28 protein-coding genes, 2 tRNA genes, 1 pseudogene and 1 riboswitch are annotated in these 25227 nt (G+C 56.7%); of the genes and pseudogenes, 11 read left to right on the top strand and 20 right to left on the bottom strand.

All coding sequences use genetic code 11. The features are described from left to right. The first annotated feature begins 20 nt into the window (after nt 1–20). Nucleotides 21–341: a DUF2514 family protein gene (locus ERD78_RS20185; protein ID WP_129967467.1), complete on the top strand. Its 321-nt coding sequence runs from the start codon at nt 21–23 to the stop codon at nt 339–341. Nucleotides 342–375: 34 nt separating this feature from the next. Here the strand turns inward: ERD78_RS20185 and ERD78_RS01750 are convergent, their stop codons facing one another. Beyond that, nucleotides 376–1257 (bottom strand): LysR substrate-binding domain-containing protein, encoded by an 882-nt coding sequence (locus tag ERD78_RS01750; RefSeq protein WP_129967465.1) that lies wholly within the window; start codon nt 1255–1257, stop codon nt 376–378. A gap of 129 nt (nt 1258–1386) precedes the next feature. Here ERD78_RS01750 and ERD78_RS01745 point away from each other — a divergent pair, with 129 nt between their 5' ends. Both ERD78_RS01745 and ERD78_RS01740 read left to right on the top strand, forming a co-directional pair. Then, nucleotides 1387–2361 carry a Bug family tripartite tricarboxylate transporter substrate binding protein gene (locus ERD78_RS01745; protein ID WP_129967463.1) on the top strand — a complete coding sequence of 325 codons (975 nt, stop codon included), beginning with the start codon at nt 1387–1389 and terminating at the stop codon, nt 2359–2361. Nucleotides 2362–2396: 35 nt separating this feature from the next. Then, nucleotides 2397–2762: a cupin domain-containing protein gene (locus tag ERD78_RS01740; protein WP_167668811.1), complete on the top strand. Its 366-nt coding sequence runs from the start codon at nt 2397–2399 to the stop codon at nt 2760–2762. 284 nt (nt 2763–3046) lie between these two features. On the opposite strand, the gene ERD78_RS01735 is transcribed toward ERD78_RS01740, so the two are convergent. Further along, the gene (locus ERD78_RS01735) at nt 3047–3454 is read right to left on the bottom strand and encodes a GFA family protein (protein WP_129967459.1); all 408 of its coding nucleotides are present in this window, start codon (nt 3452–3454) and stop codon (nt 3047–3049) included. A 304-nt stretch (nt 3455–3758) separates the two neighbouring features. Between ERD78_RS01735 and ERD78_RS01730 the strand changes: the two genes are divergently transcribed. Next, nucleotides 3759–3977 carry a hypothetical protein gene (locus ERD78_RS01730; protein WP_129967457.1) on the top strand — a complete coding sequence of 73 codons (219 nt, stop codon included), beginning with the start codon at nt 3759–3761 and terminating at the stop codon, nt 3975–3977. A 369-nt stretch (nt 3978–4346) separates the two neighbouring features. Here ERD78_RS01730 and ERD78_RS01725 read toward each other — a convergent pair whose 3' ends face one another. The 4 genes from ERD78_RS01725 to mntP all read right to left on the bottom strand — a co-directional run bounded on the left by ERD78_RS01725 (nt 4347) and on the right by mntP (nt 6207). Next, nucleotides 4347–4544, bottom strand: coding sequence for a hypothetical protein (locus ERD78_RS01725; RefSeq protein ID WP_129967455.1), 198 nt, complete (start codon nt 4542–4544; stop codon nt 4347–4349). Nucleotides 4545–4996: 452 nt separating this feature from the next. After that, nucleotides 4997–5203 (bottom strand): hypothetical protein, encoded by a 207-nt coding sequence (locus tag ERD78_RS01720; protein WP_129967453.1) that lies wholly within the window; start codon nt 5201–5203, stop codon nt 4997–4999. Between the two features lie 271 nt (nt 5204–5474). Continuing rightward, nucleotides 5475–5550: transfer RNA gene (locus ERD78_RS01715), tRNA-Asn, on the bottom strand. An 84-nt stretch (nt 5551–5634) separates the two neighbouring features. After that, nucleotides 5635–6207 carry a manganese efflux pump MntP gene (mntP, locus tag ERD78_RS01710; RefSeq protein WP_129967451.1) on the bottom strand — a complete coding sequence of 191 codons (573 nt, stop codon included), beginning with the start codon at nt 6205–6207 and terminating at the stop codon, nt 5635–5637. Nucleotides 6208–6217: 10 nt separating this feature from the next. Continuing rightward, nucleotides 6218–6388, bottom strand: a riboswitch (yybP-ykoY riboswitch). A gap of 167 nt (nt 6389–6555) precedes the next feature. On the opposite strand from mntP, the gene ERD78_RS01705 reads away from it, so the two are divergent. Further along, nucleotides 6556–7617 carry an AI-2E family transporter gene (locus ERD78_RS01705; protein WP_129967449.1) on the top strand — a complete coding sequence of 354 codons (1062 nt, stop codon included), beginning with the start codon at nt 6556–6558 and terminating at the stop codon, nt 7615–7617. 2 nt (nt 7618–7619) lie between these two features. On the opposite strand, the gene ERD78_RS01700 is transcribed toward ERD78_RS01705, so the two are convergent. Beyond that, the gene (locus ERD78_RS01700) at nt 7620–8000 is read right to left on the bottom strand and encodes an MAPEG family protein (protein WP_129967448.1); all 381 of its coding nucleotides are present in this window, start codon (nt 7998–8000) and stop codon (nt 7620–7622) included. An 86-nt stretch (nt 8001–8086) separates the two neighbouring features. On the opposite strand from ERD78_RS01700, the gene ERD78_RS01695 reads away from it, so the two are divergent. Next, a tRNA-Thr gene (locus ERD78_RS01695) sits at nt 8087–8162 on the top strand. Nucleotides 8163–8232: 70 nt separating this feature from the next. Here the strand turns inward: ERD78_RS01695 and ERD78_RS01690 are convergent. From ERD78_RS01690 to ERD78_RS01660, 7 genes are all read right to left on the bottom strand, one after another. Then, the gene (locus ERD78_RS01690; protein WP_129967446.1) at nt 8233–9207 is read right to left on the bottom strand and encodes a Bug family tripartite tricarboxylate transporter substrate binding protein; all 975 of its coding nucleotides are present in this window, start codon (nt 9205–9207) and stop codon (nt 8233–8235) included. 60 nt (nt 9208–9267) lie between these two features. After that, nucleotides 9268–10317, bottom strand: coding sequence for a serine hydrolase domain-containing protein (locus ERD78_RS01685; RefSeq protein WP_129967444.1), 1050 nt, complete (start codon nt 10315–10317; stop codon nt 9268–9270). 576 nt (nt 10318–10893) lie between these two features. Further along, complete coding sequence (locus ERD78_RS01680) at nt 10894–11442, bottom strand: ferritin-like domain-containing protein (RefSeq protein WP_129967442.1); 549 nt, start codon at nt 11440–11442, stop codon at nt 10894–10896. 155 nt (nt 11443–11597) lie between these two features. After that, nucleotides 11598–13214, bottom strand: coding sequence for a DHA2 family efflux MFS transporter permease subunit (locus ERD78_RS01675; RefSeq protein ID WP_129967441.1), 1617 nt, complete (start codon nt 13212–13214; stop codon nt 11598–11600). A gap of 2 nt (nt 13215–13216) precedes the next feature. Further along, entirely contained in the window at nt 13217–14413 is a 1197-nt protein-coding gene (locus ERD78_RS01670; protein WP_129967439.1) for an HlyD/EmrA/EmrK family protein, read from the bottom strand. 14 nt (nt 14414–14427) lie between these two features. After that, entirely contained in the window at nt 14428–15828 is a 1401-nt protein-coding gene (locus ERD78_RS01665; protein ID WP_129967437.1) for an efflux transporter outer membrane subunit, read from the bottom strand. A gap of 137 nt (nt 15829–15965) precedes the next feature. Beyond that, a complete protein-coding gene (locus ERD78_RS01660) occupies nt 15966–16529 on the bottom strand; it encodes a MarR family winged helix-turn-helix transcriptional regulator (RefSeq protein ID WP_129967435.1) in 564 nt (187 codons plus the stop codon). A 110-nt stretch (nt 16530–16639) separates the two neighbouring features. Between ERD78_RS01660 and ERD78_RS01655 the strand changes: the two genes are divergently transcribed. Next, nucleotides 16640–17578: a DMT family transporter gene (locus tag ERD78_RS01655; protein WP_129967433.1), complete on the top strand. Its 939-nt coding sequence runs from the start codon at nt 16640–16642 to the stop codon at nt 17576–17578. Between the two features lie 39 nt (nt 17579–17617). Here ERD78_RS01655 and ERD78_RS01650 read toward each other — a convergent pair whose 3' ends face one another. Beyond that, complete coding sequence (locus tag ERD78_RS01650) at nt 17618–18532, bottom strand: LysR family transcriptional regulator (RefSeq protein WP_129967432.1); 915 nt, start codon at nt 18530–18532, stop codon at nt 17618–17620. A gap of 103 nt (nt 18533–18635) precedes the next feature. On the opposite strand from ERD78_RS01650, the gene ERD78_RS01645 reads away from it, so the two are divergent. Beyond that, a complete protein-coding gene (locus tag ERD78_RS01645; RefSeq protein WP_129967430.1) occupies nt 18636–19706 on the top strand; it encodes a YeiH family protein in 1071 nt (356 codons plus the stop codon). A gap of 40 nt (nt 19707–19746) precedes the next feature. Here ERD78_RS01645 and ERD78_RS01640 read toward each other — a convergent pair whose 3' ends face one another. After that, entirely contained in the window at nt 19747–20121 is a 375-nt protein-coding gene (locus ERD78_RS01640; RefSeq protein WP_129967428.1) for a SirB2 family protein, read from the bottom strand. 145 nt (nt 20122–20266) lie between these two features. On the opposite strand from ERD78_RS01640, the gene ERD78_RS01635 reads away from it, so the two are divergent. Together ERD78_RS01635 and ERD78_RS01630 are read left to right on the top strand one after the other, a co-directional pair. Next, entirely contained in the window at nt 20267–20641 is a 375-nt protein-coding gene (locus tag ERD78_RS01635) for a tautomerase family protein (protein WP_129967426.1), read from the top strand. Between the two features lie 321 nt (nt 20642–20962). Next, nucleotides 20963–21700 carry a TerC family protein gene (locus ERD78_RS01630; protein WP_129967425.1) on the top strand — a complete coding sequence of 246 codons (738 nt, stop codon included), beginning with the start codon at nt 20963–20965 and terminating at the stop codon, nt 21698–21700. 209 nt (nt 21701–21909) lie between these two features. Here ERD78_RS01630 and ERD78_RS01625 read toward each other — a convergent pair whose 3' ends face one another. Continuing rightward, entirely contained in the window at nt 21910–22248 is a 339-nt protein-coding gene (locus ERD78_RS01625; RefSeq protein WP_129967424.1) for an ElaB/YgaM/YqjD family protein, read from the bottom strand. A 183-nt stretch (nt 22249–22431) separates the two neighbouring features. Between ERD78_RS01625 and ERD78_RS01620 the strand changes: the two are divergent. Further along, nucleotides 22432–23649 (top strand): annotated as a pseudogene (locus ERD78_RS01620) (SulP family inorganic anion transporter); the annotation flags it as partial. A gap of 41 nt (nt 23650–23690) precedes the next feature. Here ERD78_RS01620 and ERD78_RS01615 read toward each other — a convergent pair. The 3 genes from ERD78_RS01615 to ERD78_RS01605 all read right to left on the bottom strand — a co-directional run bounded on the left by ERD78_RS01615 (nt 23691) and on the right by ERD78_RS01605 (nt 25227). Beyond that, nucleotides 23691–23894, bottom strand: coding sequence for a ribbon-helix-helix protein, CopG family (locus ERD78_RS01615; RefSeq protein WP_129967422.1), 204 nt, complete (start codon nt 23892–23894; stop codon nt 23691–23693). Between the two features lie 24 nt (nt 23895–23918). Further along, nucleotides 23919–24674 (bottom strand): lipoyl protein ligase domain-containing protein, encoded by a 756-nt coding sequence (locus ERD78_RS01610; RefSeq protein ID WP_129967421.1) that lies wholly within the window; start codon nt 24672–24674, stop codon nt 23919–23921. Between the two features lie 73 nt (nt 24675–24747). Continuing rightward, on the bottom strand, nt 24748–25227 hold the full coding sequence (locus ERD78_RS01605; protein ID WP_129967420.1) for a TM2 domain-containing protein: 480 nt from the start codon (nt 25225–25227) through the stop codon (nt 24748–24750).

Below are 25227 nucleotides of genomic sequence, written 5' to 3'. Positions count from 1 at the left end.
CGCTTTATTGCTAATTGTGAGTGACTAACTCGAGGCAAGCTCAACGTGATAAAGCCCAACAAGCTGCGCGCAGCGCGTATGCTGATACTTCTGCTGCCCGCAGCAATGATCTCGGTCTGCACAAAGGAGTCGATCAGATACTTGCCGACGCAAGAAGCCGCGATCCCACCCTTGCCAATGGAGGCCCGTTAGCCGGTTCCACCCTCGATCTGCTTGCCTACATGCTCGGCCAATCTATCGAACGCAATGTCGAGTTGACAGCGTATGCAGGCAAGGCCCGGATATCGGGGCTGACGTGCGAGCGTACTTGCATGGAGATAATCAGCAGCGATGGCTATTAAGGTGGTCATAGTCGTCGGAGGTACAAATGTTTCGTCATGAGTAAGCTCCAATTAACCAGTCCTGGAATGCCATTAAGGCATCGCTTGGAGCTGCTTGTGTGGGACGGATAAACAATAGTTCCCTGTCACTGTGCATGGGGGTGTCAATGGGTACCATAAGCCGTTTCTCAGCTAACTCGCGCTCGACTAATACTAGGGGGGCAAGGCAAACTCCTAGACCGGCTATAGCCGTACTAGTTAACAAGGCGAATTGATCAAAGCGTAAGCCGCGAAACACCCGTATGTCGCCATGGATATTGTTGGCGGCCGCCCATCGCTCCCAGTCATCGAGGCGAGATGTTAAATGGAGTAACGGTTGATCAAGGATGTCCGTTGCCGTGCTAATGCTTTCGCCAATAGCCTCATTGCATACGGGAACAACAGTTCCTTCTCTTAGTAAAGTAAAGCCCGTGGTCCCTTCCCATGCGCGGGTACCAAAAATGATGGCGCCATCAAATGGTGTAGAAGAAAAGAGGAAGGGGCGATTTCTAACACTCAGATGCACTTGAATGTCGGGGTGTTTCTTACAGAATTCAGGCAACTTGGGAACTAGTAGTTCTACACCGAAGCTCAACGGCACTGCTATCTCGATACTACTGGTCAAGTGCCCCCGGGCAACCAATTCCTCGGTATCTCGACCCAAGCGCTGTAAAGCAGCGCGCACTCTCAGGGCATATTCACTTCCCTGTGGGGTTAGGAAGATTCGTTTTTTGACTCTTTTAAAAAGTCGCACATCAAGTTTCTCTTCCAAGGCAGTGATTTGCTTGTACACCGCGCTGTGTGTCACACAAAGCTCATCGGCAGCGCGGGCAAAGCTTTGATAGCGCGCCGTGGCTTCAAACATCCGCAACGCGTTTAGATTGGGAATGACCCTCATAGTTCTTTCCTTGAGGTAAAGAATTCTTGAAATTAAAGCGATTGCGAGTATGCGCTGTCGTTCATATAGTTTATTCAAGCTATAGCAGTTCAGATCAACCAATGAAAGCAACTAGGGAAGGGAGACGGCATGAGATATAAATTTATTCAAACTGCGCTGCTTTGTGCGGTTACTGTGTTAGGTACAGTCTGTACGGCGTCAGCCAACTCTTGGCCGGAAAGGCCTATAAGGTTAGTTGTTCCGTTTGCTCCTGGTGGCTCTGCGGATGTTGCAGCGAGAATTATCGCTGAAGGGTTAGGCACACGGCTAAATCAACCTATTGTTATAGACAATAAATCGGGTGCATCTGGAAATATCGGGGCTGATTTTGTGGCTAAATCTGCCCCAGATGGATACACGCTATTATTGGCTGCTAATAGCGTCCACGTACTCAATCCGAGTCTATTTAAGTCCATGCCATTTGATGGCACAGATGATTTTGATCCAGTCGGCAACTTAACAAATATTCTGCACGTACTTATTGTGAAGCCAACTCTGCCGGTAAGCAATATTCAAGAACTGATCTCTCTTGCCAAGAACGAAAGTGATGGTCTTACGTATGGCTCAGCAGGGACCGGGTCGATACCTCACCTCGCAGCTGAGCTATTTCAAAAGCAAACTAACGTGAATATTCTACATGTGCCGTTTCGTGGTGGGGCCCCAGCTAATGTGGCCTTATTAAGTGGCACGATAGATATGATGTTTACCGCCTATGCGAATGTGCGTGATCACATTGCGGCTGGAAAAGTGCGTTTACTTGGTACAACTGAACCCCAGCGCGTACAAGCACTCCCGGATGTACCAGCTATAAACGAGGTAGTCCCAGGCTACTCTGCCACTGGGTACTACGGAATATTGGCACCGAAGGGCACGCCAGAAGCCATTCGCATGCGCGTGTTCAACGAGGTTGAACAGGTGCTAGCAACGCCCGCAGTCATAGAGCGCCTTGAGGCACTGGGGTTGCTTCCCGATCCTATTCCTCCTCAAGAATTCAAAAATAAGCTTATAGATGACCGCGCCGAATGGTCGCAACTGATAAGAACTATAGGCATCGAGCCAAATTAATTTCTCAAACCATTAGTAATATTGCAGAGGAGATTATGATGACAAAAGAACACGATACTTACCAGCCTACTGCCGGTGCATCTCGCTATATAGATACTACTAAGGTGGATTGGCAACCTTATCCAAAGATTCCAGGAGTTTTCTACAAAGTTCTTTATGAAAATAAAGAACTAGGGGCTTTGACGTGTCTTCAGAAATTTCCGGCTGGGTTACGGATACCACCCCATGAACATCCTGAGTTACAGCAAACTTTCGTTTTGGAAGGTTGTATGCAGGATCATGATGGTGTTGCTAATGCAGGTGGTTATATTGTGCGAGAGCCGGGCTCAAAACATGAAAACTATTGTCCTGTAGAAACGATCGCTCTCGTCCTATACGGGGCTGAAAATAAAGTCTATTAGCGCTTATGGGTAGATAAGGGGTGGCTCATAGAAGATCCACCTCTCTCATTGAAACAGGCTGTTAGCCTTGGAGCAAGAAGGATCTGGCCAATAGCGGTGCGCAGGCCGAGTAACCGGCCTGCGGAATTACACCACGGCGACCCAGCAATAAATTGACTTCCGATCATGAACAGTAAAGTGATTGAGGGCGAAATGGTGTCAAACCGATAACTGGCATTGTGCTGAACGTACCGCGATCGGCTCCCTGCGCCGGAGAGACAAAGGCACTTTAGATTAAAGCAAGGCTACGGCTGTCCGTCGATCTCATCGACGCCATCCAATGATGGCATCCAATTGACACGGCGCTGCGTCCAGATCTGCGCGCGCGGGCCGCCCAACTGGCTACGCTGCGCCAGTGCGCCGGCTCGTAGAGAGTAATTTTTTGGCGTGCCAGGATTGGTTGCATAAAGCTGTGTGCCGCACTGCTCACAAAAGCCGTGTACACGTTGCGCACCGCTGTCGGCTGTCTTAACATAGTGCCGCGGCTTACCTTGCAGCAGATGAAATGTCTCTGCCGATGCAGCGATATTCGTGCGAAACGCCGAACCCGACATAATCTGACAGTCCAGGCAATTGCAAATCCGCAGGGAGCCGGGTTGAACTTCAGCCTCGTACTGGATTGCGCCGCAGTGGCATTGTCCTTGCACTTTCATTGATGCCTTCCGAGTCGAGATTTGTGGTTAAGGGAATTCAACATTGCCGGTAAGCGCGTGGGCAGAAATATCTCCCAATCACTGAAGAGGGGCCTTAGCAAAAAGATACTAGCCTTCGCAATGTTGCCTGTCGAGCAGCGAAATAATCTTTCTCAGATCATGTGATCGTAGCATCGTCTGATCGTTATATACATGGCAGCAGCTGCAATACGATCGCCAAGCTTGAGGTGCTGTTTTAATTGTGTTTAGCGTCAGCTCGACCTATGATGTCGGCAAAAATCAAACGACATGATTGGGAGACGGAGTGGACCAGTGGAAAAACTGGCTGGAGCAAGCTTTACAACAATTCGAAGAACTTAAAGCTGCAGAAAAAGTTTTATATACCCGTCTCCAAGAAGCCGAACGCATTAACGATTTTGCTCTGAGCGCAAGCCTTCGGGAGCAGTGGTTCCGAATGAAGGTACGGACGCTGGCCTTAAATAACGAGATTGTCGAGCATCTAGACAAGCAGCCACCGCATTAAAAAATAGTGCTAAGTTTGATAGTATATTGAAAATACTAGACTTTTTTCCTTATGCGCTAAACAATGCGAGCTTCGGTCTGCTGAAAGTTGAACGACATGCGCAGGGAAGGAGCAGTAATTACCCATATAGATTTGTACGTTACTGCTAGCGGGCATGTTGCATTCTTGGAGCGCCGTCAAACCGATTCAGATGGAAGCGTCTTCTTTCAGGGTTATGTCATGCAGACCGTCAGAGGTGTTACCGTCAGACGCCAGATGACTTGGTGTTCATCCGGCCAATGCACAGAGGGCGGCGATGAATCAGATCGAATTGTTTCCGCCGCCTAGATATGCGCCCGAGCTCAGTGCGTTATCGTAGTTCAAGCCGACTTATCTTTGTTGTTCTTTGAGACGAGGATGCGTCTCTCCGTTCCGCAGGGTGACGACAATCAAAGCTTTCTTGGTTGGGTGAGGTTCGGCGTCTGCATGCAACTGCTGCGCCTGCGCGGCGACTTCGAGCAGCCAATCGTCGCCGGCGATCCGCTCTAGTTTTTCTATGGGAATCTCAGCGCTCGGTTTGTCATTCAATGCATCGCATAACCGACTGTTTCAGGTAGGCTCTACGGCGTAATCCAAACGCCATCTTGAGTACGCAGACTCTCCGGGATACCCTGACGCAAAATAAGGTTAGGGGACAATAATGAGAAGAATCGCTCTGCTGTGCATAAGTTTGCTCGCCTTTGCGCCGGGCCCCGCTATGTCTGTCAAAGGATATGTTGGCGGCTATGCCGGTTTGGCAGGCTGCCTGGAAGGGTGCGCTGAATCGGCCAGGGAGAAAAATTTCAATGAGCAGGCCTGCCGGACTTACTGCCCCTGTGTGCTGACGATAGAAAGCTCGCGGTGGAAGGAGGAAATGTCCCCAGAGGCAGTGGCTGCACGCCAAGAACGATGCGGAACGGAAGCATTTGAAAAGCTCGAGAAGGAGCAATCAACCGACAGATCACGCCAATAGAAAAACCAATAGATACTTTGATGGCTAGTTACCCTAGTGGTTCGCGGGCGTCCTCGCCCGGATTCGCCTGCCGCTTATCCACCGGCTCGGCCCGAAACACCCGCCAAAACCGATAGAAAGATTTGCCATGGCTGTAGCGATCCTTTCGCGCAAAAAGCCGGACCGTGCCGGCATGGCCAGCCTCCAAGACCACATCGTAGTCTCGATCTTCCGCCGTTGCGGGTGGCTGGAGCATCTAGCTGATCATTGCGACGTAATGGCCGGGCACTTTGGCCAGGATGCCGTTGTCTACGTTTATCGGGGTGATTCTCTTCATGGTTAATAACTGTAATTATATACAGTATAGTTAGCACAAAAAAGCCCGCTCAATAGCGGGATGGAAACAACTGTATATTGTATAACTGTATATTGTATAACTGTATATTGTATATGTGAGTGCTCACATAAAACCTCACATATCGACAAAAAGCAAGGGCCTACGATTTCTCGTAAGCCCTTGATATTCTTGGCTCCCCGAACTGGGTTCGAACCAGTGACCTGCGGATTAACAGTCCGTCGCTCTACCGACTGAGCTATCGGGGACCAGAGAAGCGAAACTATAGCATAGATTTTTCGGGCCATGCAAACTCGCCGGCCCACGAAGTACTACGATAGAAAGCCGCGGCATCACCCGTTCAAATACAGGTGCTCATACAGAATGGCGGCGCCGATCAGGATAAGAATGAGGCCGCCCACAAGCGCTGCGCGCCGGCCAGCCATAGAGCCCAGGACGCGTCCCAGCATGACGCCAAGCGTGACCATGACCATGGTGGTCAAGCCTATGACAATGGCGGTGGGCACGATGCTGGCATCCAGGAAAGCCAGACTGATGCCTACGGCCATGGCGTCTATGCTGGTTGCAAACCCCGTGACGGCCAGCATCCAGAACGAGTGCCGGGTTCGTGGCTCGGGCGGGTCGGCATGCGGCTTCCTACAGGCGCCCACTATCATCGTAATGCCCAAGCCGCATAGCAGCGTGAATGCGATCCAGTGATCCCAATTCTTGACCAGGGGGGCTGCGGCTGTGCCAAGCGCCCAGCCGATAATAGGCGTAATGCCTTCTATCACGCCGAAAATCAGCCCGGTTTTGAGTGCCTCGGCGATACGAGGCTTGTATAGCGCGGCACCCTTGCTGACGGCGGCGGCAAACGCGTCGGCCGACATGGCCAGGGCAAGCAGCAGAGTGGAGGGAAATACCATGTGGCAGGTTCCTGGCCAGGATACAAAACCATGACACGCCCAACGCACCTGACCTTCTGCGCGGGCTGTGTTCATGGTCTCGTCAAGCCAGTAACGGCTGCGCGCGCCACGGCGAGGATGCCGAGAGTGTTGACGCGGGCGCTTCACGAAAAGAAGCAGACTACTCCCCAAGACCGGGCAGTGTAGCATTAATCGCAAAGTTGCGGCCGGTTACCGGAGGTGCAGCGCAACAGGGACGTTTTCGCATAGAATTGGCCCATCACCGCCACGAGCCACGTGTGGCATCCGCCAGCAGCAGCGCGCCTTGAGCCCCGCGACCGCAGAGGCCAGCCTACTTATCAGACGCAGATGGATCATTCCAATCTTTATTTCCGCTCCTTCCTGCTGCTGCTCGCGGCGGTCAGCATTGCCTTTGTCTGCGTACTGCTGCCCTACTATGGCGCTATTTTCTGGGGGGCCATCCTCGCCATCATCTTCCAGCCGTTGCATCGGCGCCTGCTGGAGAAAACGCACGGACGACGTAATCTGGCAGCCCTCATCACGCTTGTTGTCGTGATCCTCATCGTGATCATTCCCCTGATATTGATAACGGCCTCGCTCATTCAGGAGGGCGCTGCAATTTACCAGCGCATGGATCGCGGCGAACTGAATATGGGGAATTACACCGAGCAGGTGCTGAGTATTTTTCCGCCGTGGGTGCATGAGCAGCTCAGCCGCTTCGGTGTGGACAATGTATTCAATTTGCGTGAAAAGCTCACTCAGGGCGCATTGCAGGCGAGCAAGTTTATTGCCTCCCAGGCCGTCAGCATTGGCCAGAATGCATTCCAGTTCCTCATCAGCATGGGGGTCATGCTGTATCTGCTGTTTTTCCTGCTGCGAGACGGGTCGAATCTGGCGCGCCATAGCAAGCAACTCATTCCTCTCAGCGATGAACACCAGCAGCACCTGTTCCGCAAATTCACCACTGTGGTTCGCGCCACGGTCAAGGGCAACATCGTCGTGGCATTGACCCAGGGTACGCTGGGCGGCATCATGTTTTGGGTGTTGGGTATAGAAGGCGCACTGCTTTGGGGTGTGGTCATGACCTTCCTGTCCTTGCTCCCGGCGGTTGGCGCGGCGCTGATCTGGCTGCCGGTGGCCATCTACTTCCTTGTCACGGGCGCGATCTGGCAAGGGATTGTGCTCATTACGTTTGGCGTGCTGGTCATCGGTTTGGTTGACAACGTGCTTCGTCCGCTGCTGGTGGGCAAGGACACGAAGATTCCGGATTATGTCATCCTGATATCGACACTGGGTGGATTGGCTGTATTCGGCCTGAACGGCTTTGTCATCGGCCCCTTGTTTGCGGCGTTGTTCATTGCCTGCTGGGACCTGTTCCCTTCGGCCATACGCATGAACACAGAGACCTGACGCTAAGCGGGAACGCCCACGAAAAGCAGCGCGATGTTCGTGACCAGGGCCAGGCCCCATACGGTGGATCGGAGCGCGCCATAGCCCGCAATATAGACGCCAAGATAAATGGCGCGTAAAACCACCCAGGTCAGCATCAGGCTGATAGTCCAGCCTTGATCCGCCTGTCCATAGAGGGCAAATAACGCGGCGGCATAAAAGAAGGGCAAGCCCTCAAACAGGTTGGCTTGCGCCGCGTTGGCCCGTGCGCGCCAGCCTTCCTGCCGGGCCAGCCAGGGACGTGGCGCCTCGTTGTCGAAGTTGCTTCCGCCCGCCTTGGCGCACACTGCCGGGAACAGCGGCAACAGGGCGGCAATGAGCATAAGTGTGGCAATCGTTCCCATTGGGCTTTTCCTCTCGTTGTGGCAGAAACATGTGTATAATAGTGGGCTTAGCCTGCGGCGGCACCTGGTGCCGCGTTGCACGGCATGCCGGCATAGCTCAGTTGGTAGAGCAGCTCATTCGTAATGAGAAGGTCGGGGGTTCGACTCCTCTTGCCGGCACCACACTCGATGGGTACATACCGCACATATCGTTAACGGTTTGTACCGGTCACATGGCTGGCACCTTGAGGCTTCACTCGACAGATACATGGCCCGCCTCTACAACCTTTTTCCAGCGTTCCATATCGTTGTCCAGGAACGTCTGAAACTCGTCGGCGGTTTCTGCTTTAAGGACTATTCCATTTTTGCCCGTGAGGCTCTCAACGACCTCGGGGTCCGCTAGCACGGCACTAACCTCGTTATTTAACTTATTTACAATATCGGAAGGCATGCCGGCAGGCCCCATGATGCCGTAATAGACGCCCACGTCATATTTGGGATATCCCAACTCGCCAAAGGTTGGAACACTGGGAGCTAGAGGCGAGCGCTTATCCCCGGTGATTGCCAATGATTTGACCTTGTCCGACTCCACATTTCCAAGCAATGGATTGATGAGCACGTCAACTTGGCCACCCAGAAGCGCAGCCAAGGCATCTCCACCACCTTTGTAGGGAATATGTGTCATTTTTGTCCCTGTAATCTGTTCGAACAGAACAGTAGCCATGTGCGGTGTACCACCAACGCCAGAAGAGCCATAGTTTAATTTTGCCGGATGCGCTTTAGCGTACGTAATGAGCTCTCCAAGATTGTTGAATCCAGTCTTGCTGTTCACTTTCAGAATGACTGGGCCAATGCCTATGTAGCTTATAGCCGTCAGGTCTTTTGTCGGATCGAAACCAAGATTCTTGTAAAGTGCTGGACTGATTGCGATGCTGTTAGCCACGACAAGCAGGGTATAGCCGTCTGCCGCTGAATGGGCGACGTGCTCTGCGGCAATGTTTCCCCCGGCCCCCGGCTTGTTTTCGACGACTATTGCTTGTCCAAGCTTGTCAGACAGCTTATTGGCAACGACACGAGCAACTAGATCGATGCTGCTGCCGGCTGAAAATCCAACTATTAGGTTAATCCGCTTTGCCGGATAAGGCGTTTGGGCGAATGCGGTGGACAACAGCACGGTTCCTGCTAGCGCTATAACCAGCTTGTGAAGATGCGTGATTTTCTTGTTCATCTTGGAATTCCTCTTGCCAATAATAGGCGACTCATAAGTGGCGACCGTAAGGCTCTGTCTTTATCGGTCTGTATCGACGGTCTCAAGTATCAGTTTGAATAAATCATTGGCATACGCCTTCTCCAGCCATCGAATAACGACCACGAGTTTTCGTTCTGGCTCAATCCAGACGAATGAACTACCCGCGCCAATACCAAGGTAGCTAGATGCCGGGATCGCGGAAAAAATTAGCTGGTCATGGTTTAACCAAGTCAGATAGCCGTAATATGGTGCTATATCGCAAGGTTGGCGCATTTCGCGTATCCATTCCGCCGACAGCACGCGCTTATCGCCCGCCATGCCGTCTTCAAGCAGCAGTTGCCCGATTTTTGCTTGATCACGTGCGCTGATGGACATGCCGCCACCCCAGTGCGACCCACCTGTCACAGACTGTATTTTTCGGCCATCAATCTCCACCCACGAATTGTCATAGCCTACCCATTGCCAATTTCTTGTGGCGCCAATCGGATCCATGATCGCTTCGCCAAACACTTCGGGTAATGGCTTGCGGAAAAGGTATAGCAGTGTCAAGGCGAATTGATTGACGCGGACGTCGTTATATTCCCAATAGGTGCCTGGTGCTTGCAACGGGCGAGCGGAGCCCTTGGGCATATCAGGAGGAGGACCAAATGCCGCCGCATGGTAGTGATCGGCTTGATCGGGAATGTCCCATAATGTGCCTTCCCACTCGCTGGTTTGTTGGAGCATATGCCGCCAGGTTATCAGCGCATTGCGTCCGTGGTCGTACCCGATTCCTCTGAGCCTTGCACCGATCGGCTCGTCCACATCCGGTAAAAGGCCTCTATCATGGGCAACACCGGCGAGTAGGGCCAGATAAGTCTTTACCACGCTATATGTCAAGTCTGCGCGATCGGGCTCTCCCCAGGCGGCTAACTCGTGACCATGCTGCAGGATCAACCCTGAATTTGGGCCCCTTGCGTGGAGAGGGCCATATAACCTGTTCCAAGGTGGCGCCTCATTGATATGGGCGCCAAAGCGTCCAGTGACATCTCTGTCCCAGGTTGATTCATGCGACTCAGCAAAAGCGATCACGTCCTTCAATGTCGTCATTTTTTTAGTTCCTTATATGACTAGAGCTGTTTTTGAGCATATTTAATGCTTTGGCATGCCAGATCTTTCAGCTCTTAATAGGATAGCCCTAGTGAATGGTTAGTCAACAATATGCTTAGATATGGATTGACATGCGAAGCCGGCGCATCTGGACGATTATTGCTCTCATTGGCGATGCAGCAGCGGCCGGCGTGTCATATCGGGAAGCGTTGCGAGGCTTTTCACACATAATGCCATTGCGTGCAGCCCATGCGCCGGCCAGCCCTACGTAGGCAGCGCCGGCGACCTGCGCCAGATGGGTGAATTTATTTTGCGCAAGCACATGCGGGGATGCTTACAGGAGCCTAGCACAGGGCATCTGCGATGTTGTCCCAGGCGCCGGGGCAGGCGTCGCAACCGGTGTTATGACTGCGGTACTGACGCTTAATGGCACTTTTTCAGGGGGCGCCTTGCGGATTCCGCCTTCATGGTGCATTGCCAAGTGATCTGGTTTTCGTGAAAGAAGGGCGGGGCTGTCACAGCGCCGAGCGTACGCATTGCCTGTATTCCAGAGGCGGCGCTGCGACAAGGCTCCAGCTAGAGCCCCAGCAAATCCTTCATGTCGTCGGCATGCTCTTCCTCGACAGCCATGATGTCGATCAGCATATGGCGCGTGGTCGGATCTGTGTCGCCGATGCGCTCTATCATCTGGCGGTACGACTCGATGGCCACGCGTTCGGCAATCAAGTTGGCGCGTATCATGCCTTTGATATCCGTGCATTCGTCATATTCGGCGTGGCTGCGTTCCGTCAGGGTCGATGGGTTCAGGTCTGGCTCGCCATTCAACTGCACAATGCGCTCGGCGATCTGGTCGGCGTGATCCTGCTCCTGCTGCGCATGCTCCAGGAATTCCGCCTTGATAGGCTCGTTGTTGAGACCTGTGGCTGTAAAATAATGGCGCTTGTAGCGCATCACACAGACCAGTTCCGTTGCCAACGCATCATTGAGCATGGCAAGAATCTCTTCCCGGTTGCCCTTGTATCCCGAAGATACGGCGCCGCTCTCCAGATCCTGCGCGCCCTTGCGGATGGCGTCCACGTCGATGCCGCCTGCATGAGAATGTTTCTGCGTTGAATTTGCGCTCATGATTTTCCTTGCTTCGTTTGATGGATGACGTCGACGCCGGAGGGTCAGCGCAATGCGGCCTTCCGGCGTACAAGGAAATCGCCAGCAAATAGTGTGCCAGCCAGCAGGCGCGCTCTTGCTGAGGCGATGCCGGCGTATTGCCAGCGGCGCTCTCGTCAGTGCGCGCCCGCCGCGGAGGAGTCGCCCGGGCCATGGGCTGGGGTGGGCTTTGCCACCCATACCAGTATGATCAGAAGCAGAAACAGCACACCCGACGCATAGAAGATATCGAGCGCGGAAAGAGTAAAGGCTTGCTGGTTGATCAGGCCATTGACGATTGCCGCGCCTTGGCCAGTACCCAGGCCCCGGTGCTGCATGGCCGCCATGGCAGCATCGAAGGCGGGCTCCCCGGGCCTGGCCATTTCAGCCATGTGGGCATGATGCAGGCTCGCCCGGTTTTCCCAAAGGGTGGTGGTAATTGAAGTGCCGAATGCGCCGAATAGCAGGCGCACGAAGTTGGACAGGCCGGCGGCGGCAGGGATGCGATGCGGATCCAGCCCCGACAGGGTGAGCGTGGTGAGCGGTATAAAGAACGTAGCCATGGCTGCTCCCTGTATGAAGGTGGGCAGCATGATGGTGTAGATGTCGACGTCGGTGTTGAAGTCGGCGCGCATGAAGCTGATCAGCGAAAAGACCAGGAAAGCGAAGGTTGCGATGATGCGAGGATCGTGTTTTGCCAGGAGCTTTCCGACGATGGGCGATATGATGATGGCAAGGATGCCGACGGGCGCGGAGGCGATACCGGCGTCTGTGGCGGTGTAGCCCAGCGTGTTCTGCATCCATAGCGGCAAGAGCACGACTGTGCCGAAGAAGACCCCGTAGCCGACGGCTATGGTAATGACGCCCGACGTGAAGTTGCGAAACTTGAACAATGTCAGGTCCACGACGGGGTGCTCGGCGGTGAGTTCCCAGATAAGAAAGAAAACAAAGGAGACGACCGCCACCACGGCAAGCACGGTGATCTCTGTGCTCGCAAACCAGTCCAGCTCCTTGCCCTTGTCGAGCATGAGCTGCAGCGCGGCCACCCAGACGACCAGCAGGGCCAGGCCCATGCGGTCTATGGGCAGAGAACTGCGCGCGGAGTCGCGTTCCTTGTAAATTTGCCATGCAGCCCAGCCCGCAAGCAAGCCCACTGGCACATTGATATAGAAAATCCAGGGCCATGTGTAATTATCGGATATCCAGCCGCCCAGCAATGGCCCGACCACAGGGCCGACCAGAATGGTCATGGACCACAGCGCGAGCGCCATGCCGGCCTTGTTGCGTGGATAGGAGCCCAGCATCAGCGACTGCGAAAGCGGTATCATCGGGCCCGCCACCGCGCCTTGCAGGACACGGAATGCGACGAGTGATTCGAGCGACCACGAAAATCCGCACAGCCATGATGACAGCACGAACAGGAATACAGAGAGCACGAACAGCCTGACCTGCCCGAAGCGTTGCGTGAGCCATCCTGTGAGCGGCACAGTGATGGCATTGGCAACGGCAAAGGAGGTAATGACCCATGTTCCCTGGGTTGCGCTGACGCCAAGATCGCCGGCGATGGTAGGAAGGGAGACGTTGGCGATGGAGGAGTCAAGCACATTCATGAACACCGCTGCGGACAATGCAATGGTGCCGAATGTGCGGGCGCGCCCCTCCAGTGGCGGGTAGCTGTGTTGTGCGGGACGGGCTGGCTGCGCGGGTGTGGCCGGCGCAGGGGTGGAGTCGGGCGTTTGTGCGCTTTCCGGCATGGTCAGGATCCGGTGTTTTCCTTGACAATCTTCTCGATCATTGCGTCGGCCGTGCCTGCGTCATCGGAGAAAACAGTGGTGCTCAGATTGGTGTCGCGCGCTGGCGCTGACGCTTTGGCGCGGTCTTCGTCGCTGGGCGCCGTCAGATCCACCTCGACCTGCATGGACAGGCCCACGCGCAACGGATGTTCTTTCAGCTCCGCAGGGTCAAGACTGACGCGAACGGGCACGCGCTGGACCACCTTGATCCAGTTGCCGCTGGCATTCTGCGCCGGCAATAGTGAGAAGGCGGAGCCGGTGCCAGCCGCTAGCCCCATGACGTGCCCGTGATAGCTGACGTCGCTGCCATAGATATCCGCGGTCAGTGTGGCTTCCTGTCCTGGCTGCATGTGTGCGAGCTGGCTTTCCTTGAAGTTGGCCTCGACCCACAACTTGTCCAGAGGCACGATGGTCATAAGCGGTGTGCCGGGCGCAACGTGCTGGCCCACCTGAACAGACCGTTGCGCCACCATGCCGCTCACAGGTGCGCGGATATGCGTGCGCGCATCGTCCAGCATGGCCTGCCGCAACTTGTCGGCGGCAAGCAGAACGTCCGGATGATGCGCCACGGTCGTATTGGCGGTAAGCGCTCTGTTGGTTTCCAGCCTGGCTTCGGCAACGGCCAGCGCAGCCTTGGCCTGTGCCAGCCCCGATTCAGCGGACTTCTCCGCCGTGCGCGCGTGCAGAATCTCTTCGCCACTGACGCCGCCGGACTTGGCCAGCGCCAGACGGCGCTTCAAATCGCTGCGCGCTTTGTCCAGATCTGCCTTGGCCCGTTCTATGTTGGCCTGCTGCATCTTGATATCGGCTTCCAGCGCCTGGTTCTGCACGAATATGGTGCGAGTCTGGCGCAGAGCCTGTGCCAGACTCGCCTGTGCCTGCTGCACGGCGATATGCGTGTCGCTGGGGTCCAGGGTGATCAGCGGTGCGCCTTGCCCGACAGTCTCTGTTTCATCCGCGTCGATGGCAATGACCGTACCTGGAATCTGAGAGGTGACCTGAACCAGATTGCCGTGGACGTAGGCATTGTCGGTTTCCTCGAAGTTGGAGGCATAAAGCCACCACCACACGGCGTAGACGATACCGATGGCGATGAAAATCAGGGCGGCAATGATAAGCAGGGATTTGCGTCGGGATGCCGAGTTCGTTCCGTTACTCATGTTTGTTTCTCGTTTCAGTGTTTCTTCGTGGCGGCACCGTAGCCACCACCCAATGCGGTGGCCAGCTGCGCGTCAAGCTTGTAGGCGCGTACATGCAGGTCTGTAGTCTGGATTGCCTGGGTCTGCACTTCATTCTGGGCCTGCAGCACTTGTATGAAGTTGCCCAGTCCGGACTTGTAGCGGTCCACCGCGATCTGGTAGGCAGACTCGATGGCCTGCAGGCTGTCTTCCTGGTCGCGGGTCTGCTGCTGCAGCGCGTTGATGGATGCCGTGGCGTTGGCGACTTCCCTGATGGCGTCCAGCAAGGTTTGGTTGTAGTCGGCCACCGCCAGATCGCGTTCCGCGCGCCGCGTATCCAGTTGGGCATTCAGCTCGCCTCCGTGGAACACGGGCAGCGAGATCGCGGGACCCACGCCGTAAACCTTGCTGGCGCCCTCAAGCAGATTGCTCAGCCCCAGCGACATGAAACCGGCGAAGGCATTGAGATTGACATTGGGGTAGAACTCGGCCTTGGCAGCCGAAATCTGGCTGGAGGCTGCCTCGACGCGCAGCTTGGCTGCCACGATATCCGGCCTGCGTGCCAGCAGTTCGAGCGGAATGCTGTCAGGGACACCCGTTGGCGGATGCTTCGGCGTGGTCTTGTGTATCTGCTGGCCGCGCTCCGGGCCTTGGCCCGCCAGAGCAGCCAGTTGGTTGCGCAGCAGCGCAGCATTGGTGCTTGCCTGGCTCAGTTGCACGCGCGCGGCTGACACGGCGGAGGATGCCTGCTTGACTTCCACTTGAGTATCCAGGCCAGCGTTGGCACGCTGCCGCGTAATGTCCAGAACGTTGCGCTGTTGCTCGACGATTCTGGCGAGGACTTCATGCTGCGCCAGCGCATTCTGCAGGTTGAAATAGCTCTGCACGACCGCATCCACAAGCGTGTTCCGGGCCATCTGGACATCGGCCTCGGCAGCCTTTTCTTGGGAAACCGCGGCGGCGTAGCGCGCGCGATTGCGTCCCCACAAATCCAGATCGAAGCCCACATTGAGGCGCAGATTGGCATCGGTCATCATCGATCCGCCATAAGGAGGTGGATAGATGTAGTTGTTGGAGAAACGCTGGCGCGACGATACGAAGCTGGCATCCGCTTGTGGCAGTCGAATCGCGTGCGCGCCACGCACGGCTGCGTTGGCGGCAGCCAGCCGAGCCTGGGCCGCGTCCATGGATGGGTTGCCGTTCAATGCCTGCTCGATCAGCGCATTCAGTTGCGGATCGCCGTAGCGCTGCCACCAGGTGTCGCTGGGCCAGTCGACGTTCACCGATTTCAGGCCCAGTTGGCCTGCATCAAGACTTTCGACATTTGCGTCGCCGGGACCGATGGCCGCGCAACCCGCGAGTGAGGCGGCAAGCAGTAGAGGGAAAATGATCTTCATGCTGTAAAAGAGGAAGGAGAGGGCGTTCGCTTGCTGACAACTAGCTGAATATAATTGCCTAGTACGTAATTGCCTAGGCAATTATATATGGAGCCAATTATTCGACGCAAATTCTGTGCGTCCGGTTTTGAGTGGAATCATGTGTTCTGCTTGCCCTTATAGTCGCCAAAAGGACAGCCGTCTTCGATGAACCCGCCGCCGTTGATGAGCATGCGATTGAGGAAATCGATGAGCGTATCGACTTCCGTCTTGGAGAAGCCTTGCAAGTGCGCATTGAGCGTGGCGGCCACAGCGGGCAGGATCTGCTCGGCGACTTCCATGCCCGCCTGCGTGAGCTCGACCTGTACCACGCGCCGGTCTTCGGGGCTGCGATGGCGGCCCAGGAAGCCCTTGGCCTCGAGGCGATCCAGCGTGCGGGTCATGGCGCCGGTGTCGATATAGGAATGGCGCGACAGTTCGGCGGGCGTATTGACGCCGCGATAGCGAATGAGTGCGAGAGGGCGCCACTGCATGGCCGTCAGGCCCAGGGGCGCCATGAGTTGATCCATGCTGCGATTCATGGAGGACTGCAGTTGCTTGAGCAGGTGTGCGATATTGGACTCGGGCGCCAGCGACGTGGCGTTGCCAGCGTAATAGGGCTTGGAACGGCCGCGGCGCGGAGGTTTGCCGGTTTCTGGAGTCGAGGTGTCGTGCTTGCTCATAGCGGTGATTTTAACGCCAAAATATCTGCCTGGGCAATTATTGTTTTTGCAGCTATTTGGCGGATAGCTGTGTCTGAGGCACAATATCGCCCTTGTCCGCGTGAAAATCCATGTCTACGCAAACCGTTCAAAATTCCCCGGCGGCCGGAAATGAGTTCTGGACCGGCTTCGTTCTGGCCGCTCTGGGTGCCGTGCTTTTCTCCGCCAAGGCCATCGTGGTGAAGTTCACCTATCGCTATGGCGTGGACGCTGTGACGATCATCGGATTTCGCATGCTGCTCTCGCTGCCGTTCTTTGCTGCCATTGCGTGGTTCCAGGCGCGCAGGGCCCGACGCGGCAGGCTGCCGCGGCTCACGCTCAAGGAAAGCCTGCTGCTGTGGCTGCTGGGCTTTATTGGCTATTACCTTGCCAGCCTGCTCGACTTCATGGGTCTGCAATATATATCTGCGGGATTGGAGCGGCTGATTCTTTTTCTGTCGCCCACGTTCGTGCTCCTGCTTTCAGCGGTGTTCTTGAAAAAAAGAATCTCGGGCGGGCAGTGGTTGGCCCTGGGTCTTTCCTATCTGGGCGTAGTTTTCGTATTTCTGCAGGACCTATCCTTTAGCGGGGCGAACGTTGCGCTGGGTGCCGCCTTTGTGGTGGCCTCGGCCATTTCCTATTCCTTTTACCTTATCGGCTCGGGAGAAATCATCAGGCATATTGGCGCCACGCGGCTTGTTGCCTATGCTATGTCGATCTCGGCCATATTCAGCCTGATACATTTCCTGGCCCTGCACGGTTTGCAGGGGCTGGTGCAACCGGTGGGCGTTTACGGCCTGTCCTTGATTCACGCCGTGGTCAATACAGTAATACCCACCTTCATGATTATGTGGGCGGTGGCGCGCGTGGGTGCGCCGCTTACCTCGCAACTGGGGCTATTGGGGCCCGTATCGGTGCTGTTTCTTGCTGCCTGGCTGCTTGGCGAACCCATCACCGGCTTGCAGTTATTGGGAACCGCCTTCACGCTTGCCGGGGCTGTGGTGTTGGGGCGACGTAAGCCGAGCGCCTGATGCCTGGAATATGCAAGCCGATACAGGCGGCGCGGGTATTCAGCCGGGAGCGGCTGCGACGTTCTCGGGTGCCGGTGGCAATACGCTGCGGATGAAGGCATCGATCAACACGCCCCGATAGCGCGATTTGTGCAGCACCAGGGACAGCCGGCGGCGCAGATCCAGAAAAGGGGTATCGAGTATGGCCAGGCGGCCGGCCGCCACGGAGTCCTGTGCCGCGGCACGGGGCAGACAGGCAATGCCCAGCCCGGCAATGACGGCTTGCTTGATGGCTTCCACCTGGCCCAGTTCGAGCACAATGTGGCCTGCGGGCAACACCGCCAAGGCCTGTTCGGCCTGGACCCGCATCGCAGAACCCGGCTCTCGCAGTATCCACTGGGCGTCCTTGAAATGGCGCGGCTTCAGTGCCTGCGGCCTCGCCAATGGATGCGAGACGGCGGCACACACAACCAGCGCATCGTCCCGCCACGGAATGGTTTCCAGCTGTGGATGATTGGCAGGGCCTTCGATGCAGCCGACGTCCAAGCTGTGGTTTACCAGTCCGTCGATGATGCGCGCCGTGTTCTCCACGCTGACATTCAGGGAAACCTGCGGGTGGCGTGAAACAAAGGGGCCCAGGAGGTCTCCCACCAGATAATTGCCCACGGTATTGCTGGCGCCCAGACGCAGTTCGCCTGTCAGCGTGTGCTGGGCATCCTGTGTCTGGCGCATCAGCTCTTCCAGGCGTTCGATGATCTCCTGCGCCATGGGCAGCACTTCCTTGCCCCGGCGGCTCAGGTGCAGGCGGCCTCGCTCACGGTCGAAGAGTTGTCCGCCAAGCAGGCGTTCAAGCTCAGCCAGAGCCATGCTGACCGCCGGCTGCGTCACGGACAGCCGCTCGGCGGCAGCGCGGACGCTGCCGGCGCTGGCAATGGCCACAAGCACCTCAATTTGGCGGACGCTGATGCTGATCATCAGTAAAGTTTATACCCAGAATAAAAATTTATGAATTTATTTATAGGTTGACGATTCGTAAAATTACTTTGCGTTATTAACTCATATCCCTGCGAAGCCTAACATGCCAGAGACCACACTGAGTGCCCGTCCCGTTGCTGCCAAGTCACACATTTCTAATGCCTCCCGGCACGATGCGGCCCAGCGCCCGCCATCTGCCTTGTACGGCATCGCCCTGTCTGTTGCGGTGGGAATTGTGGCTATGGTGCTGGGCCGCTGGATGCCCATTATCGGGGGGCCGGTCTTCGGTATTCTGCTGGGCATTGCCTTGCGCAATACCGTGGGTGTGGGGCCGGTGTTTGTGCCTGGGCTGAAATTCGCCTCCAAGAAGGTGCTGGCATGGTCCATTATTGCGCTGGGGTTCGGGTTGAGCTTCCAGGAAGTCATACAGACGGGCTTGAGCTCGCTCTGGGTCACCTTTATCACGCTGGCGGTGGCCTTTACCTCCGCCGCGCTGCTTGGCAAGTGGTTGGGCATCGCGCCACGCCTCAAGACGCTCATTGGCGTCGGAACGGCCATCTGCGGCGGCTCGGCCATCGCGGCTGTCACGCCCATCATCAAGCCCGACGAGCATGAAACCGCCTTTGCGATATCGACCATCTTTATTTTCAATATTGTCGCTGTGCTGGCTTTCCCTCCGCTCGGTCATTTGCTGCATATGTCGGACCTGGGATTCGGCATGTGGGCCGGCACAGCCATCAACGACACTTCCTCCGTCGTGGCGGCGGGCTACAGCTACAGCGCTGCAGCCGGCGACTATGCGACCGTGGTCAAGCTGACGCGCGCAACCCTGATTGTGCCGATATGCCTGGTCATGGCGTTCGCCGTCGCCTGGCGCGAGAAAAAGCAAGGCAACGCGGGCTTCAGCCTGGCGCGCATTTTCCCCTGGTTCATACTCTGGTTTCTGCTTGCTTCGGCATCGCGTTCGCTCGGGCTTATCCCGGAAAGTCTCTATCCGAGCCTGCATCTGCTGGCCCAGTTCCTGATCGTGGTTGCGCTGACCGCCATCGGACTGTCCTCGGATCTGCGCCGGATGGCCACAGCGGGAATACGGCCCATTCTTCTGGGATTGGGTGTCTGGGTGGCCGTTGCAGGCAGCAGCCTGATGGTGCAAGCGCTGATGGGCAACTGGTAGGGCTGGGCGCAAGGGGCGCGCGGCACGCTGCCTATGGGCTTCAGGCGAACCAGGACAGCGGATTGTGCCGTATCGCTATGCCCACGATATAAACAAAGACCAGAACGGCGGCGATGGCCGCCATGGCTCGGGATTGAGGCGTCTTGCCTCGCTTGATGGCCACGGTGCCGACGATGATGTACACCAGCACCCCCACGACCTTGGCCAGAATCCAGGGCTGATCCGGCCCGATCATGATGGCCAGCGTGATGCCCGCCGCCAGCAGCACAGTATCGATGATGTGGGGTGCAATCTTGGCAAACCGGCTGGTCAAGCGTCCTGAACAGGTGACCGACCAATAGGCCCGCACGACGAAGAAGAGAATGCTCAGGGCCGCGGCAGTAATATGTATGTGCTTGATAACGAGATAATTCATGGATGGCCCGTCTTTGTCGGCGTGATATGGGATGGCGTCGTCCGCCCCGTCGTTCCGGATGTTAGCAAGGGCTGCCCTTGTGCGCAAAGCGCCGTGGCGGCGATAATCGGCCAATGCCGTTCCATTTCAACCTCAAGAGGGATTCATGCCGTACGTAACCATTACCGCCAGTCAGGATATTCCTGCCGATCAAAAAAAGCAGCTTCTGCAGCGCGCCAGCGATGCTGTCGTGGACAGCATAGGCGCGCCGCTGGCCAGCGTGCGCGTTATGCTGCACGAACTGCCTGACGGGCACTATCTGAATGCCGGTCAATTCGGCACCAAGGCTCTCATGTTCGTGGTCGATTTCATAGAAGGGCGTACCGAGGCCCAGAAGGCGGCCCTGATTGCGGCGCTGAGCAAGGCGGGGTCGGATATAACCGGCATTTCCGAGCAGGAGGTCCGTGTGCGTCTTATTGATTTTCCCAAGACCAATATGGGCATGGCCGGCGGCGTCAGCGCGCTTGCAGCCGGGCGTTGAGGGCGCAAGCGAAACATGCTTGCGCGAGCCGCCATACCCAAGCTATACTTGCCCGATCAAGGGGAGTAGCTTTCCTCCGCTGCATCGTCATTACGGTTTGCCGGCTCGTTCGGTACCCGGTGCACGGGCGGTACTTCGGTATCGTAAGCAAGACCTTGCCATGAAGGGCAAGGTCTATCTTCTGCAAGCATGCAATGGCCTGTCCTTCCGGAGCAGGCCTTTTTCTTGCTGGAGTGGCATGGCGCGTGGGGCGCCTTGCGTACTGCCAGAGGCCTGGTTCGATAACAACAAACGATTTGAATCTTGCCTTGAGGACACAACATGCTTGAGTTTTTCCAGACGCTCAGTTGGACAGCGGTTTTCCAGATCATCATGATCGACATCCTGTTGGGGGGCGACAATGCGGTCGTAATTGCCCTGGCCTGTCGCAATCTTGAACCCAAACAAAGGATGCAAGGCATACTGTGGGGAACGGCAGGCGCTATTTTCCTGCGCGTCGTGCTGATTGCATTCGCCCTGACACTGCTGGCGATTCCTTATCTGAAGATAGTGGGCGGACTGCTGCTGCTCTGGATAGGCGTCAAGTTGCTTCTTCCTGAGGGCGACGCGCACGACAAAATCAAGGGCAGCTCATCCATTCTCGCGGCAGTCAAGACCATCATCGTGGCCGACTTCGTCATGAGCCTGGACAACGTAATTGCCATTGCGGGCGCGGCGCAGGGAGCCCATGCCGATCATCAGATCGGGCTCGTCATATTCGGTCTGCTCGTCAGCGTACCCATCATCGTGTGGGGCAGCACGCTCGTGCTCAAGCTGATCGACCGCTTTCCCATCGCCGTCATGTTCGGCGCGGGCTTGCTGGGCTGGATCGCAGGCGGCATGGTTGTCACCGATGTCGTGTATGTCGAGCACTTTGGGCCGGCACCCACCAGCGTGAAACTGGCCGCCGAGATAGGCGGCGCACTGCTGGTCGTGGCATTGGGCAAGCTGTTTGGCGCCCGCAAGATGCGCGAACTCGAGAAGGCCGAGTCCTCCGAAGCTTCGCGGGAATCCGTCTGAATCCCGCCGCACAGCCAGCCTGCCTTCAGGCGGGCTGGCCTGTGGCACAGTAAAGTTCTGCCGCGATTTGAACTGCACCCCAAAAGGTTGGACATCAATCTCCAACCTTTTGGGGTGTTTTCTATGGACAAGCACGTTGTCACACGTGCTTTTATATCAAGCCTGCCCGGGTACAGCCTTGGTACCTGGAAAAGCCGTGGCGCCAAGGGTCAGCGGCGATGGGCGCCGCCTATGATGCAGGCCACGAGTGCCGCCACGCCCAGCGCCATGCTTGCAGCGCGCCATGGATGGTCGCGCACATATTCCCCGGTGTCGTCGTAAGCGCGGCGGGCGGTCTCGGACGCATAGTCGCGCCAATCGTCCACATTATCCCGTGCGGCATCAAGCTGCTGTTTCAGGCGCAGTCGAGCTTCCTGAACTTCCGCGCCCGTGTAGGAGGCTGTCGACCGCAGCAGATCCTCGGTGCTGTCGATCAGCTTGCGAACGTCTCTATTCATGCGCCGGCGCGAGGCCTTGGCAGCATGGCGATGACTAAGCGGTAGATGCATTGCGCCTCCTTCTGTGATTCGGATACTTCGTCGCAGCAATTGTCATGCCTGGCGTCGTAGTGCACAAAATAGGGCGAGATTATGTGTGTGTATATTTCATCGCATGTTAATTATATTATAATTAAAAATACATAAAATAAGACTATCCCTCCGGTAAGACAACCCTTCCTGGTGATCCCTTGCATGATTGCTTTGCTTGAAGCCCGGGGCGCGGGCCTGCTTGCGCCCGCCCATTGGCCTGCCAATATCATGGCGGGCATTATTGTGGGCGTGGTGGCTTTGCCGTTGGCGATGGCATTTGCGATAGCCAGTGGCGTGCGACCGGAGCAGGGGCTGTACACCGCCATTGTTGCCGGCGCCATCGTGGCGCTTTTTGGAGGCAGCCGTGTGCAGATTGCCGGGCCCACGGGGGCGTTCATTGTCATTCTTTCCAATATCGTGGCGCACCATGGTGTGACCGGGTTGCAGATTGCCACGCTCATGGCCGGTCTCATGCTAGTGCTTTTGGGATTGCTGCGGCTGGGCGGCGCCATTCGGCTTATTCCGGGGCCTGTCATTCTCGGTTTTACAGCGGGCATCGGTGTCATTATCTGGGTGGGTCAATGGCAAGCGTTCTTTGGCCTGCCGGAGGTGAGCGGTGATCGTTTCCATCAGAAGCTACTTGCCTTGCTTGCGCACCTGCCCCAGTTGAATCCGGCCACCACGGCGATAGGCATGGCATCGCTGATTCTCGTCTTGCTTCCTGAACATGTGCGGCGGCTGCGGCGGGTGCCGGGACCCTTGCTGGCACTTGTTGCCATGACGCTGCTGCAAGCATGGGCAGACCTTGCGGGCGTGGCCACCCTGGGCAGTGTATTCGGCGAGATACCGCGAGGTCTGCCTTCCCCGCAATGGCTGCCGTTGACATCGGAACGCCTGCTTGGGCTGCTTGGACCGGCCTTTTCCATCGCTATGCTGGGTGCCATTGAATCGTTGCTGTCCGCACGGGTGGCGGATGAAATGGCTGGCACACGGCATCATTCCAATCAGGAGCTCATTGGCCAGGGCTTGGCAAATATTGTTTCCCCCTTGTTCGGCGGGATTGCCGCAACCGGCGCCATTGCGCGTACCGCCACCAATATCCGAAGCGGCGGAAACAGCCCCATTGCGGGCCTGATTCATGCGGCCACGCTGGTGCTGGTGCTGCTTGCGCTGGCGCCGCTGGCCAGCCATATTCCATTGGCAGTGCTTGCTGCCATCTTGTTCATGGTTGCCTGGAACATGAGTCAGGTCAGACTGGTGGTCCGCATGTTGACGCGAGGTGCCCGGGCCGATGCCGCCATTATGCTGCTGACGCTGCTGCTCACGGTATTTGTCGACCTGGTTGTTGCGGTAGGCGCAGGCGTTGCGGTATCAATGCTTCCCAGGTGGCTGCCGCGGTTGTTGCGCCAGACACGCTGAGGCTATACGTCCGGAGAGGGGGCGCCGATGCCGGCGTCTTCCTGGCCAGACGGCGTGTAGCTGACACCATGCTCGGCCAGGTAATTGCGTATCAACTGCCGCACAACCTGCGACGGCGTGATGTCCTGGCTCGCGCATAGTTGTTCGAAAGCCTTTTTCTTGTTGGGATCGATAAGCACGGTCAGGCGCGCGGTTTTGCTTTCCATGGCCGAAATCATAAACAATGATAATCAAATTAGCATTGTATCGGCCTTGGCGAGGCTGTGCGCCAGCGCGAGGGTGAGTTTCTGGAGAAAATGTTTCGCATCAGGTGGGGCGGGCGGCTTGCACAGCGTCCACAGAGAGGCGGCGCGGCTGGGATCGTAGCGTCTGTCGCTACCGATACCAGCTTCGAAACGATTGGCTTGCGCAGTGACCGACGGCACATCGGCCGTGGCCAGCACCAGCGCATGCACCAGCACGATCTGCTGCCAGCCGCCCTCGGCGGCGCCACCAGACCCCTGGGCAATGGGGTGCCGGCGCCATAGTTGCGCGGTGCCTGCCACCTTGCGCAGTGCCTTGCCGCATCCCACCGCCAGATTGAAGCGGCCATCGCAGAAGGATCCTTCCACTGCCGCGGCGTGGCTGGTGATGCCGAACCCGGACAGCGCATCGGCCAGGGCAATACAGAGCATGCGATAGATGGCATCGGAATGATCCAGGGGTTTGCCCTCCTTGCGGAAAGCAAGGCTTGCATTGAGTATGCCAGGCCCTTGCGGAACGATGCCGCCGCCCGACAGCCGCACGGCAATCGGCCAGCCCTGGTCGGCAAACTGCTGGCAGGTCGGGCCGAAGCCGGGAAATCGGCGGTATGTGCGGGGAACAACCAGCCCCTGGGGAGACGTCCACACCGACGCCACCGGACCGTGCGCGGCAGCCTGCGCGATGAGGGTGAGGTCGTAGTCGGGTGCCTGCGGTCCTTCGGGAACGATCAGTGTGAACGGCACGGCTTCGGGACAATAACGTTGAATGATCGAGGCATCTGTATCTGTGCTGGAAGGCGGCGCGACAGTGGTGGTGTCATTCTCGTGCCTGCAGGCCGGACGGCGAAAACGCCTCGTCGCTCATGAAGATATAGCGTATCGCGTCGATAAGGCCCAGGATGACGGCCAGCGGCGCAAAGAAATACAGAATAATCAGATAGGCAACGCCTATGCCCGTCTGGCCCAGGTAAAAGCGGTGCGCGCCCAGCCACCCCAAAAATAGGGCAAGCACGATGGCCATCTTCCGCTGGCTGGCCGGCCTTCGCATTTCTCTGCCCTTGCTTTTGATGATCCACATCGTGACGGGTATGGTAAGCAGCAAAGCGATGATGACCTTGACCGTGTGCGCCGAAATATAGTCGGCCGCCATCAGGTAGAGATCGGAAAAATTGTTGATGACCCTTCCCGTAAGCCAGGACAGCCAATGAAAAAACTGCACGGCAATGGTCTCGCCGAATGTCAGGGCAACCAGGATGATAATGAATACGACAACGGCGAGTACGATTTTTTGAAGCAT

It is taken from the genome of Allopusillimonas soli, from assembly GCF_004153445.1.
Taxonomy (GTDB): Bacteria; Pseudomonadota; Gammaproteobacteria; order Burkholderiales; family Burkholderiaceae_B; genus Allopusillimonas; species Allopusillimonas soli.
This window is presented reverse-complemented; position numbering and strand designations above follow the sequence as displayed.